Annotated in this window: 11 protein-coding genes and 1 tRNA gene; 3 read left to right on the top strand and 9 right to left on the bottom strand. The window is 30.2% G+C overall.

Annotated elements, in window-relative coordinates; translation table 11 throughout:
* Window positions 1–82 precede the first annotated feature (82 nt).
* The 3 genes from mnmG to VLC96_RS05185 all read right to left on the bottom strand — a co-directional run bounded on the left by mnmG (window position 83) and on the right by VLC96_RS05185 (window position 5,890).
* Window positions 83–1,954, bottom strand: coding sequence for a tRNA uridine-5-carboxymethylaminomethyl(34) synthesis enzyme MnmG (mnmG, locus tag VLC96_RS05175; RefSeq protein ID WP_325261077.1), 1,872 nt, complete (start codon window positions 1,952–1,954; stop codon window positions 83–85).
* 199 nt (window positions 1,955–2,153) lie between these two features.
* Entirely contained in the window at window positions 2,154–2,573 is a 420-nt protein-coding gene (gene ybeY, locus VLC96_RS05180; RefSeq protein WP_325261079.1) for an rRNA maturation RNase YbeY, read from the bottom strand.
* Complete coding sequence (locus tag VLC96_RS05185) at window positions 2,573–5,890, bottom strand: AI-2E family transporter (protein ID WP_325261081.1); 3,318 nt, start codon at window positions 5,888–5,890, stop codon at window positions 2,573–2,575. The genes ybeY and VLC96_RS05185 overlap by 1 nt, the downstream gene beginning before the upstream one ends.
* Window positions 5,891–6,042: 152 nt before the next feature.
* Between VLC96_RS05185 and gltX the strand changes: the two genes are divergently transcribed.
* Entirely contained in the window at window positions 6,043–7,554 is a 1,512-nt protein-coding gene (gene gltX / locus VLC96_RS05190; RefSeq protein WP_325261082.1) for a glutamate--tRNA ligase, read from the top strand.
* A 38-nt stretch (window positions 7,555–7,592) separates the two neighbouring features.
* On the opposite strand, the gene VLC96_RS05195 is transcribed toward gltX, so the two are convergent.
* From VLC96_RS05195 to VLC96_RS05210, 4 genes are all read right to left on the bottom strand, one after another.
* Entirely contained in the window at window positions 7,593–7,844 is a 252-nt protein-coding gene (locus VLC96_RS05195) for a DUF6327 family protein (RefSeq protein ID WP_325261083.1), read from the bottom strand.
* A 2-nt stretch (window positions 7,845–7,846) separates the two neighbouring features.
* The gene (locus VLC96_RS05200) at window positions 7,847–8,197 is read right to left on the bottom strand and encodes a competence protein (protein WP_325261085.1); all 351 of its coding nucleotides are present in this window, start codon (window positions 8,195–8,197) and stop codon (window positions 7,847–7,849) included.
* A gap of 10 nt (window positions 8,198–8,207) precedes the next feature.
* Window positions 8,208–8,534, bottom strand: coding sequence for a YtxH domain-containing protein (locus tag VLC96_RS05205; RefSeq protein ID WP_325261087.1), 327 nt, complete (start codon window positions 8,532–8,534; stop codon window positions 8,208–8,210).
* 540 nt (window positions 8,535–9,074) lie between these two features.
* Complete coding sequence (locus VLC96_RS05210) at window positions 9,075–11,195, bottom strand: glutamine--tRNA ligase/YqeY domain fusion protein (RefSeq protein ID WP_325261089.1); 2,121 nt, start codon at window positions 11,193–11,195, stop codon at window positions 9,075–9,077.
* Window positions 11,196–11,300: 105 nt separating this feature from the next.
* Between VLC96_RS05210 and folB the strand changes: the two genes are divergently transcribed.
* Both folB and VLC96_RS05220 read left to right on the top strand, forming a co-directional pair.
* Window positions 11,301–11,669, top strand: coding sequence for a dihydroneopterin aldolase (gene folB / locus VLC96_RS05215; RefSeq protein ID WP_325261091.1), 369 nt, complete (start codon window positions 11,301–11,303; stop codon window positions 11,667–11,669).
* Window positions 11,670–11,753: 84 nt separating this feature from the next.
* Window positions 11,754–11,824 (top strand) — tRNA-Cys (locus VLC96_RS05220).
* Window positions 11,825–12,392: 568 nt separating this feature from the next.
* On the opposite strand, the gene VLC96_RS05225 is transcribed toward VLC96_RS05220, so the two are convergent.
* Together VLC96_RS05225 and VLC96_RS05230 are read right to left on the bottom strand one after the other, a co-directional pair.
* Entirely contained in the window at window positions 12,393–13,073 is a 681-nt protein-coding gene (locus VLC96_RS05225) for a LysE family translocator (RefSeq protein ID WP_325261093.1), read from the bottom strand.
* Window positions 13,074–13,107: 34 nt separating this feature from the next.
* Window positions 13,108–13,336, bottom strand: a 229-nt coding sequence (locus VLC96_RS05230; protein WP_325261095.1) for a GIN domain-containing protein, incomplete at its 5' end; no start/stop codon positions are given.

Here is a 13,336-nt window from a genome sequence, read left to right on the forward strand (position 1 = left end):
AGTAGTTTCACGTGGAACATTAATAAAATTTAAAATGAATTTAGAAACTTTTGATTATGTAATAAAATTAATTACATTTTTTCTATCTACCCATATAAATTAAAAGTACCGAAATATCACTTGGAGAAACTCCGCTAATTCTAGAAGCTTGAGAAATTGTTACAGGACGGATTTTATTCAATTTTTGTTTCGCTTCGATTGACATAGATTTGATTTTGTTATAATCAAAATTTTCTGGAATTTTCACATCTTCTAAACGAGTTAACTTATCTGCATTATTTCTTTCCTTTTCAATATAGCCAGAATATTTAACTTGTATTTCTGCTTGTTCTAAAATTTCCTGATCCAAATTGTTTTCTGCAACATATTCCTTAACCTTTTCAAATTTCATTATGTCTTCTAAATCTATTTGAGGGCGAGAAAAAACTTTAAACATCTTATCCCCTTGAGAAATTAACGCAGATTCCTTTTTCTCTAAAATTGGATTTGTCTCAGCAACTGTAACACTAGTCTCTTTAAAAAAAGCAACCATCTTTTCTGATTCGTTCAATTTACGTTCCATTCTTCGTAAACGAGCTTCAGAAGCCAACCCAATTTCATACGACAATGGAGTTAATCTAAAATCGGCATTATCCTGACGTAGCAAAGTTCTGTACTCCGCACGAGAAGTAAACATGCGATAAGGCTCTTCAGTTCCTTTCGTTATCAAGTCATCAATTAAAACACCAATATAAGCTTCATCACGTTTTAAAATCAGCGGATCTTTTTCATGAACTTTTAAATGCGCATTAATTCCAGCCATCAAACCTTGAGAAGCTGCTTCTTCATATCCAGTCGTTCCATTTATTTGTCCAGCAAAATACAAACCTTCTACCAATTTCGTTTCAAGTGTATGTTTCAATTGTGTTGGTGGAAAATAATCATATTCTATTGCATAACCTGGGCGAAAGAATTTCACATTCTCAAAACCGACGACTGTACGCAACGCTTTAAACTGAATATCCTCTGGCAACGAAGTTGAGAAACCATTCACGTAAACTTCGCATGTATTCCAACCTTCTGGTTCCACAAATAACTGGTGACGTTCTTTATCAGCAAAACGATTAATTTTATCTTCTATAGAAGGACAATATCTTGGACCAATACTTTTTATTCTTCCGTTGAACATTGGAGAACGATCAAAACCTTCCCTCAAAATATTATGCACTTCATTTGAAGTATACGTCATGTGACAAGATTTTTGAAACTCCAATGGTTTCGTCAAATCCGAATATGAAAACTTATCCGGTTTTGCATCGCCTTTTTCTTCGTTCATTTTAGAATAATCCAAAGATCGCCCATCCACTCTTGGAGGTGTTCCAGTTTTCATTCTCCCAGCTTCAAAACCAGCATGAATTAAATCTTCGGTAATTCCAAAAGCAGCACTCTCCCCTGCACGACCTCCTCCAAATTGTTTTTCACCAATATGAATCAAACCATTCAAAAAAGTGCCATTTGTTAACACTACCGACTTCGAACGAATTTCAACTCCCAAAGAAGTTTTGATTCCTTTTATTTTTCCATTCTCAATAATCAAACCTTTTACCATTTCTTGATAAAAATCCAGATTAGGAGTTCCTTCCAACATCATCCTCCATTCTTCAGCAAAACGCATACGATCACTTTGAACTCTCGGAGACCACATTGCAGGTCCTTTTGATTTATTCAACATTTTAAATTGAATTGCCGTCCGATCCGAAACAATTCCCGAGTATCCTCCAAGGGCATCAATCTCACGAACAATTTGTCCTTTTGCAATTCCACCCATAGCTGGATTACAAGACATCTGCGCAATGTTTTGTAAACTCATCGTTACCAACAAAGTTTTTGAACCCAAATTTGCCGCCGCAGCCGCAGCTTCAGAACCAGCGTGACCCGCACCCACAACAATTACATCATACTCTTCTAAAAACATTTTCTTTTATATTAATCCTTATACAAGGAATTATGAAATTCTAAAATTCGTTCCACGTGGAACAACTAAATTTTTAATAAAAAAATAAAATACTATATGTTCCACGTGAAACACTAGCAGAAATTTATATAAAATATTAAAATTTCAGTGTTTCACGTGGAACGTATTATTATTTTATATAATTTTGATAGTTTTGTGGTTACTGTTCCACGTGAAACATAGTTAATTTTTCATCTTCTTTACTACGCATTACTGTTTCGTCATTTTCAGATTTATCTTTATAACCGCAATAATGTAATATACCATGAACTATTACGCGTTTTAATTCATTATCAAAACTGGTATTGTAATCTTTAGAATTATCCAAAACTCTTTCAGTAGAAATAAAAATATCACCACTAATCTCATTACCTACAGTATAGTCAAAACTAATAATATCTGTTAAAGTATCGTGATTAAGATATTCAACATTAATCTTATGAAGATACTCATCATCACAAAAAATATAATTAATTTCACCTTCTTTTTTGTTTTCAGACACTATTACAGCTCTCAACCAGTTAGCAATTGCACCTTCATTCTCCAAAGTAAAATCGGATTCGTAATTAAAATTGATCATTATTTATTAAAATATATTTGAACTTTTTGATTAAAATTCGAGCGCAAAGGTAATGATTGTCTATTTAATATCTCGATGCTATTTAAATAATCTACAAGCTCTTTAGGTAATGGACTTGCCTGGTTATTATAACTAGATTTATTTGTTTCAGACTGACGTTTAGAATCTTCACCTTGCAAACGAATTGCTGTGTCTAATTTTAAAAGTTCTTGTTTAATTGCATTCGTTCTTTGGATGGTTTCATTATTAAAACCTTTATTTAATAACTGTTTTTCTAATTGCTTCATCTGTTCCAAAGCGTTATTACCACTGTTTCCAATACCTTTTTTATTCAATTCTTCTTGCAGCGCTTCACGTAATTGCTTTTGTTCTTTGTAAATATCCATAGTTGCTTTAGCATCTCCTTCTCCATCTCCTTCTCCATCTCCTTCTTCATTTTGACCTTGACCTTTACCAGAATTTTTACTTTTACTTTCTCCAGGTTTACTGCCTTCACCAGGTTTGTTAGAAGGTTTCAAACCTTGTTTCATCTTTTCAGATAGCTCACCTTGCTTTTTGATTATATCAGGAAGTTGCATACCTGAACCTTTCCCCGGTTTAGGTTTACCACCACTATTTCTAGACATTTGCATCTGCATACTATTAAGCGAATCACTTAATAAATCAGCCAACTTATTTGCTGAAGAAATAGCATATTGTTGCTGTGAAACACCTCTGGATAATTGTGATTCGGTAAAACTTTCTAGAGATTTATCAATATTGTATTGAACATTTGCTACTTCTTTAGTAACTGATTCTGCAATTTTTGGCTGACGTAAAGACAAAGCAAAAAGGCTATCATCAATGTGTCTAAACTGTGATTTTAAATTCTGCTGACTTTTGATGTATTTATTAAAAGAAGGCGAACCTAATCTGGAAGCCTTAAATAGATTCATATTATCTTCTTGTGAAAAAGAATAAGCTAATAAATTATCTAATATTTGACGAAGCATTTTTACATCTTCTTCTATTTGATTTTTATCAGATTCTTCCATAGCCATCTCCATAGCTTTGGACATTTCTTTCATCTTTTTGGATGCATTTTTTTGATTACTTTTAGCTTTCTCTTTATTATTTTTTTGTAAATCAGAAGAAGCTTTATTCATATCTTCCTTGATACTTTCCTCTTTATTCAAATCAGACGGTATATCAATTGGAGATTTTAAATCATCATTATCTTTGTCTAATTGCTTCAACTCTTCTTGCATTTTCTTAAACTCATCAGTCAATTTATCTTGTTCAACTGCCGAATTCTCTTTTTCACTCTCTGATAATTTATCTTGCTTTTGAGATAATTTCTCTAATTTATCCGCTAACTGCTCTGCTTTCTTTTCTACATAATAACGCTTAGTTAATTCAACTAACTGAGCTAAATTTTTGTTTTGACTCTTACTATTTTGTTTGAACTTTTCGAGCTTTTCAACAAAGTCTTCGTCTTTAATCTTCTCATTTAACTCATTAAGTTCATCTAATAGCTTCTTGTTTTTGTCTAACTCTTTATTTGTGTTTTCAAGTCTTTTTTGTAATAATTCTTTAGTTTCATCTTTCTGGTTAGGGTTTGACTTATCTAAATTCTCTTTCATCTTACTAGAAAAACTTTTCATTTTCTCATTTTGAGATTGCTGCTCTTTGATGAAATCATTAATCTTTTGACGATCTTTAAAGTCTAAATTATTTTTCTCTTTGTTAGTCTGTTGCAATTTTTCCATTTCAGAAAACTGTTTATCTTGTTTTGATAAAGTTTTTTGCAAACTATTAATTGCATTATTTTGTTCTTGGATGGTCAGTGTTTGTTTTTCTTCATCACTTAAAATGCGATTAGAGAATGCAGAAGAACGAGAACTTTTGAAATTATGAAGAGCATCATTATCAAAAACCTCAAAGTAAAATTCATAAGTAACTCCTTTTTCAACATCTAAATTTCCAGGAAAATTGAAAACAAACTGATCAAAAGTAGCTTGCTTTATAGCTATAGTTCCACGTTTGGCATTAGCTTCTTTTCCTGATTGGTAATAAACAATTTGCAACTTAGACAAACCGTAATCATCACCCAATTGACCAACAAAATAAGAGTTACCCGCGCTTATCTCTGCTGGAGCATTGGTAATATTAATAGAAGGAAATTGATCTTTTACAATATGCAACTGATAACTTAATTTTTCGAAGTTTTTTACTTGATTATTAGATGTAAATATTTGATATTCTGTATTTTGAGTTATTTTTTTAGTTAGACTAAAGATATTATCGGATTTAGAAAAGTTTACAACATTAGAATTCTCTTTTAATACCACATTTTGAGTTGAATTGGTGTTCATTATCCATGTAACTTGAGTTCCCTCAGGGATAATTCCATTACCAGTTCCTTTAATTATTGATTTTTTTAATTTCAAATATGAAGGATAAACAAACTTCATTTCAAAATTAGCAATCGTTGGAACCTCAATAACTTTCAACTCATAATCTGGTGAAATAACTGAATTTGCTTCTAAATGAAATTGAGTATTAGCTAGGGGTTTTGCAATTTTGAATCTAAATTCTCCTGGTTTGACTGACTCTAAAAAGTAACTTTCATGATCAATAAAAATCATTATATTCTCAGGAATTACATCTCCTATTAATTTTACATTTAAAGTAAAATCTTTTCCTTGTTCTGTAACTAATTTAGAATTGTCAATAACAAATTTAAAAGGTGCTGGTGGCGTAAAACTAGCATTGAAATGCACTACTCTATTCAAACTTTGCGATATAATTTTACTATTTCCTGAAAGAAAAAAGAACATTAAAAAAAGAATTGGAAATAAAGCTAGTGGCAAATATTTTTTATTAGAATTAAAATCAATTGCTTTTCCAAAAGGTATTGGACGTAAAGAATTCGCTTTTTGTTCAATAGATGCCAATAATAATTCAGAATTATGTGTGTTTGCATTAGAGCTTGATAGTTGTAAATAGTTAAGCAAACTATCATTTACTTCTGAAAAATGTCTTCCAATAATAATTGAAGCTTGAGTATAATCGATGCCTTTTTTAAATTTTAAGATTTTAAAGATTGGAAAAAGGATAAAACGAATCAATAAAAAAACTTCAATTGTAATGAAAAACCAAAACAAGAAAGTACGCCCCTTAGGCTTTAACCAAAGGAAATATTCTATAAAAAGTGTAAATAAAAAATAAATTAATCCAAGACCAATAAAAAAAATAATGCCCCGAATCAATTCATTAGTATAATACTTCTTTATAAAAGCTTCTAATTTTTGATGTATTGATTGTGACTTTTCCAAAATTTCATTATTAATTTAATAACCCATAAAAGTAATAATTTTAATGTTTACTAAAAGGTAAATAAAACATAATATTAAAGTACTGCTAAACACTAATTACAAGTTATTGAAACGCCAATTTGAAATCGTATATTTGCAAAAAATTTACAATAATGTCTAAATCAGTTCGTGTGCGTTTTGCACCCAGTCCAACGGGACCTTTACATATTGGCGGAGTACGTACCGCTTTATTTAATTATTTATTTGCAAAAAAACATGGCGGAACTTTCTATTTAAGAATAGAAGATACAGATCAAAACAGATTTGTTCCAGGAGCCGAAGAATATATACTTGAAGCATTAGAATGGTTGGGAATTTCTCCAGATGAAACCATCGGTAAAAATGAAAAATTTGGTCCATACAGACAAAGCGAAAGAAAACATTTGTACAAACAATATGCTGATCAATTAATAGAATCTGGAAATGCTTATTACGCATTTGATACCGCTGAAGCACTAGATGCACACAGAAAACAACACGAAGCAGAAGGAAAAACATTTATTTATAATCACCATAACAGAGAAAAATTAGATACTTCGTTGGTAATTTCGAAAGAAGAAACCGCAAGAAGAATAGCTAATAATGAAGATTACGTAATCCGTTTTAAAACTCCAATAAACGAAACTTTGCATTTACAAGATATCATTCGTGGAGAAGTAAAATTTGAAACCAATCTATTAGATGATAAAGTTTTATTCAAAAGTGACGGTATGCCAACATATCATTTAGCTAATATTGTAGATGATCATTTAATGGAAACTTCACATGTAATTCGTGGTGAAGAATGGCTTCCATCAATGCCGCTGCATGTAATGTTGTATCGTTCATTTGGTTGGGAAGCACCAGAATTTGCACATTTACCATTGATTTTAAAACCAGTTGGAAACGGTAAATTATCTAAAAGAGATGGTGATAAAATGGGTTTCCCAGTATTCCCTTTGGAATGGAAAACAGACGAAGGAGTTTCTTCAGGTTATAGAGAAAAAGGTTTTTTTCCTGAAACAGTTATTAACTTCTTAGCTTTATTGGGATGGAATGACGGAACTGATAAAGAATTATTTTCGTTAGAAGAATTAATCGAAGTTTTTGACTTAAAAAGAGTTCATAAATCGGGAGCTAAGTTTGATCCAGAGAAAAACAAATGGTTTAATCACCAATATTTAATGAAAACTGACGATACATTATTGGCTGAAGAGTTCATGAAAATCATTGAATTAAAGCATTTGAATCGCTATTATTCATTGATTGAAATGACTAAAATAATTTCGTTGATAAAAGACAGGGCTTATTTTATTTCGGATTTTTGGGAACTAAGTGATTACTTTTTCATTGCTCCAACTGCTTATGATGAAAAAGCAGTAAAAAATTGGAAAGCAGATACACCAGCTTTATTACAAGAATTAATTTCGGTACTTGAAGAAATAAATGATTTTACATCAGCAAATATTGAAACTATTGTAAAAGATTGGTTAACTAAAAATGAAATTGGAATGGGTAGAGTCATGCAACCATTTAGACTCTGCATTGTCGGAGCCCTTAGAGGTCCACACCTATTTGACATTGTTGAACTCATTGGATTACAAGAAACAACATCAAGAATTCAAAAAGCATTAACACTTATATAAACAAAAAGCTCCTTTTTAGAGGAGCTTTTTTTAACTTATCAAAATCTTCTTTTATTTATAAAATAACTTATTAAATAAGGGATAACACTTTGGAGTATAGATCTTAAAGGATTTGAAATACTATCTTTATAAGGTTCCAGAAATCCATTGATTATATTTTGTGGAGTCACAGAATCCCTCGTTTTCTTAACACTCAAAAGTAATTGTTGATAACCAATTTGCTTTTCTAATTTCAAGATTTCTAAATCACGATCAATTTCGGCATAGGAAGAATATTTTTTCTTTTCCATATTTAATCATTAAAAAAGATTTCTGAAAATTTTTCTAAAATTGGTCCTTCTATTACTTTATCTTTTATTAAAAATAAAAACAAAGTAGTAATTAAATACAAACCAGCAACCGAAAGAAAACCAATTGCATAACTTCCAAAATAATTACCAATTGCAAGAGCAGCAGCAACAGAACCAAACAATAAAACCATAGTGAAACACAATAAAATCAAAGAAAATTTCAAAATCATTGTGGTAGATTTCATTGCAACTTTAAATCCCCATAATTTATAATAAGAAACTGATTTCTCAAAATAAGCTTGTGCTTCGCCTTGAAGTTCTTCCGTATTTGCTTTAATTTTATCAAATGCCATAACTAACTATTTATGACTGAAAATTAGCATTTTTATCTTTCAGTTCTTTTAACTTATTTTCAAGATATGAAACTACATCCTCAGTTTTCTCACTTAGACTTGCAACGATATTATCATAGTTACGATCGATTTCAGCTTTATTTAAAATTCCTTTCCCAAGAAATTTTTCTGAAACTTCATGCAGCTTATCGCTGAAGTTATCTTTTAAATCATCAAATCCATCTTTGATTTTATCTCTAGTATTAGAACCTTTATCTGGAGCAAATAAAATTCCCAAACCGGCACCTATGGTTATACCCGCTAAAAGAGCAATAATTGTATTTCCTTTGTTTGACATATGAGTTAAATTTTAAAGTTAGTATTCCTAAATTTACAACTTTATGAACAAACATATGTTAACAAGCAGTTAAAGTACCTAAAACTGATCTTAAAATCGAAATAAAGCCGCTCCTTTTACTAAAAAAATAAAATGATGTATTGATATAGAAAATAAAAAATAATTAATTTAATCTAATAAAAATAAGCCACTTTTAATAAATAATATAGATAAAAATTAGTTTTGTGATAATTTTTTTAAATAATAGTTAATTATTATAATATTTAAAATTAAAATAATAAACATATATAGTATAAAAAAAGAATCAATAATGCTTAAAAAAATGTCCTTTTTGAATCAAGATTTAAATTAATGTGTTCTAAGCAATGAAAAAATAAAAAATGTAAATTGATACTACCAATTTTTAAAATTGCTTTAAAATTAATTTATGAAATCCATTTTTAATAAATAAAAATTATTACATTTTAAATTATAATCGTTTATATATATAATAAAAAAAGCGCTTCTTAAAAAGCGCCTTCTATAGATAAATATTATATTTTATTTACTTAAGAAATTTTCAATAAATTCAATTTCTCTTTCTGTTGTATTTTTGGTTGGATTCTCTTTTAATTTTAAAACTTCTTCTTTAAAAGAATTTACAAAATCCGATTCATAATCTAAATTGGTTAAATTTAAAATTGCTCTGGAGCGAACAAAAGGAGATTCGCTTCGAAGAGACATCAAATACAATTTAGTTAAATCTTCTTTATCAAAATCAGAAGCTTTCAGATTAGCATATTTTAAAATAAAATTAGCAAACAACAATGAACTTTTATTATTGTTTATATTCTTTCTGAAAGAATTCTGCAATAAACTATAATTAGAAATTCCCGCCAAAGTCTCCCCTATTGCTTTTCTGATTGCAATACGCTCTTCTCTTGTAGCAACTTTAAAATATTTATTGATATCTTTTAAAGAATTATTGATGCTGTTTTCTTCTTTTTTTCCTTTTTCTTCCCAAGCATCTTTAAGTCCAACTGTCTTGTTAAACACTAATTTTGAATTAGTTGAATCTTTATCAACAACAAAATAACCTAAACGTTGAAATTGAAAATGATCTCCATTAATAGCTGTTGATAAACTTGGTTCTACAAAACCTTTTACGATTTGTAAAGAGTTAGGATTCATTAATTCTAAGAAACTTTTCTCTTTATGACTGTCTGGTGCTTCATCAATAAACAAACGATCATACAAACGAACTTCAGCTTCAACTGCATGAGAAATGGAAACCCAATGTAACGTTCCAGCTACTTTTCGCTTACTAGCTTCAGTACCACTACCACTCAATGAATCAGTGTCATAAGTCACTTGAATTTCAGTAATTACTCCGTTAGCATCCTTAGTAACACTCTCTCCTTTAATGATATAACCGTTTTTAAGGCGTACTTCATTTCCAATGCTTAAGCGGAAAAATTTAGCTGGAGCTATTTCTAAAAAGTCATCTCTTTCAATGTATAATTCACGAGAAAAAGGCACTTTTCTAAAACCAGCAGAATCATCTTCCTGATTGTTTTCGGCATCTAACCACTCTTCTACTCCTTCAGGATAATTTGTAATTACTACTTTTACAGGATCCAAAACTGCCATAACCCTTGGTGCATTTTTATTCAAATCCTCTCTCAAACAAAAGTCTAAAAGAGAAATATCAATAATATTTTCGCGTTTGGCAACACCAATTATGTCACAAAATTTTCGAATTGAAGCAGCTGTATAACCTCTTCTTCTTAATCCTGAAATAGTTGGCATTCTAGGATCATCCCAACCGTTTACAATATTTTCCTGTACCAATTGCAAGAGCTTACGCTTACTCATAACGGTATAATTCAAGTTCAAACGAGCAAACTCATATTGATGTGGACGTACTTGCTTTTCATCATAAATTTGATCCAAAAACCAATCGTACAATTCACGATGCATCACAAATTCAAGTGTACAAATTGAATGTGAAATCGATTCCAAATAATCACTTTCACCATGCGCATAATCATACATTGGATAAATATGCCAATCATTTCCGGTACGGTGATGATGTTTATGTAAAATTCTGTACATCAATGGATCACGCATCAACATATTTGTTGAAGCCATATCTATTTTAGCTCTTAAAACGTGAGTTCCTTTTTTGAAATCTCCGTTTTTCATCCCTTCAAAAAGAGCTAAATTTTCTTCAATAGAACGATTTCTGTACGGCCCATCAACTCCAGGTTGAGTCGGAGTTCCTTTTTGAGCAGCCATTTCTTCAGAAGTTTGACTATCAACATATGCTTTTCCTTTTTTAATTAAAAGAATAGCCCAATCGTATAATTGTTGGAAATAATCAGATGAATACAATTCTTCAGACCAATTGAAACCCAACCATTTTATATCTTCTTTGATTGCATCAACGTATTCCTGCTCTTCTTTAGCAGGATTTGTATCATCAAAACGCAGATTTACAGGTGCATTATATTTTAAACCTAAACCAAAATTCAAGCAAATTGACTTAGCGTGGCCAATATGTAAATACCCATTAGGTTCTGGAGGAAAACGGAAACGTAATTTATTTTGTGGAAAACCATTTGCTAAACTGTCTTCTATAATTTGTTCAATAAAATGAAGTGATTTCTCTTCTGATGCCATTTTTTATAGTAATTTTAGCAAAGATAAAAAAAAGGTTCAAGGTTCAAGGTTTAAAGTTATTTATGTGGCACTAAACCTGAAACTTTATACTTTAAATTAAATAAAATGGGAACAATAAGATTAAAAAATATCCGAACCTTTTCATACCACGGATGTCTGATTGAAGAAGGAAAAATAGGTTCAGATTATAGTGTTGATTTGGAAATAAAATGCAATTTAAAAAAGTCGGCTGAATCAGATAATTTGAAGGATACAGTAGATTATGTTCATTTAAATAAAATTGTAGTCGAAGAAATGGCGATTAGATCCAATTTATTAGAGCATGTAACCAAAAGGATCATTGTCCGGGCATTTGCAGAAATAGAAAATATTTCAAAAATCAAAGTGGGTGTTTCCAAACTGAATCCTCCTATTGGTGGTGATGTAGAAGCAGTTACCATTGAAATGGAAGAAGAACGTAATTTTAATTTGTAACAATAATCATAAAAAAATAAAAAAGTTAGCTTTAAACTTTTAAACTTTAAATTTTTAAGCTACTTTTGCCATCCGTTAAACAATGGCGTCGTGGCCGAGCGGCTAGGCTGGGCTCTGCAAAAGCTCCTACTCCGGTTCGAATCCGGACGATGCCTCAAGACCTCTAAAGCAATTTAGAGGTTTTTTTTATGTTTAATTTTTAAGAAAAATTAAGTAAAGATAAGGTTCGAATCCGAACGATGACTCAAGAACCTCTAAAGCAATTTAGAGGTTTTTTTATGTTTAATTTTTAAGAAAAATTAAGTAAAGATAAGGTTCATCCGAACGATGACTCAAGAACCTCTAAAGCAATTTAGAGTTTTTTTTATGTTTAATTTTTAAGAAAAATTAAATAAAGATAAAGTTCGAATCCGGACGATGCCTCAAGACCTCTAAAGCAATTTAGAGGTTTTTTTTCTGTTTAATTTTTAAGAAAAATTAGGTAAAGTTATGGTTCGAATCCGAACGATGACTCAAGAACCTCTAAAGCAATTTAGAGGTTTTTTTATATCTAATTTTTAAGAAAAATTAAGTAAAGATAAGGTTCGAATCCAACGATGACTCAAAAAGAGATACAGAAATGTATCTCTTTTTTATATCTAATTTTTAGAAAAAAATAAACCGCATATTCATAGATTTAAATACAATCTGTGAATATGCGGTGATAAATAAGTGATTAACTCTTTAATGTTTTTCCATTTTTTCAAAGGCATTTTTAACCATTTGTTTTTCATCTGGAAAGCATCCTTGAAATATTAATGCAATCCCGAAAATCATTAAAACAACGCTAATTCCTCTTTTAATTTTGTAGATATTAGTTGGTGTCATTTTGTGTTTTAATTGCTTGGCTAACACTATTTTAATACAATCGATTCCCAAATAAGTTAAAATAACTGATATAAAAAATATTAATATTCTTGAGGTTTCCATTTCTAATTTTGGACCAACAGAAATGATAACTGCCAGCCAAAAACCAAGAACACCAATGTTGATTATATTGAGAAAAAAACCTTTAAAAAATAATCCTAAATAGTTCTTTTTTATAATCTCATTGTCTATTGTTTTGGTATTTACTTTCTTTTCTTTTTTTGTTCCAATGAAGGAAATAAAACCGTAAGCCATCATAATAAATCCTCCAAAAATAAATAATGAAGAATTGTCATTAAGACTTTGAATAAGCCTGTAACTTCCTAAATAGGCAATTGTTATAAAAAAAACATCTCCAAAAACTACCCCTAAATCAAAAACAAAAGCGGCTCTAAATCCTTTAATAATACTTGTTTCAAGTAAAATAAAAAATACAGGACCAATCATAAAACTTAATAATACTCCCCAAGGAATACCTGTCAAAATATCGTTTATCATTAAAAAATGACTTTAAAAATTGGTTACAAATTTATTATTTTTGAACTATTGTTCCACCCATAAAAGTTTCTTGTCTTAATTCTTTAGGCTTTCCATACACAGTAATAGTTCCTCCTGCTTTTACTTTTGCATCCACCAGAGAACTAGCTTTTATGTCAGCGCTTCCTCCTGCTGATAAACTCACTGTAGTTTGAGAAGTTTCTAAATCAGCTGCTTCTACAATCCCTCCAGAATTAATTAAAACGGATTGAGTGACTGCTTTA

The organism is Flavobacterium sp. (genome assembly GCF_035456085.1).
Lineage (GTDB): Bacteria > Bacteroidota > Bacteroidia > Flavobacteriales > Flavobacteriaceae > Flavobacterium.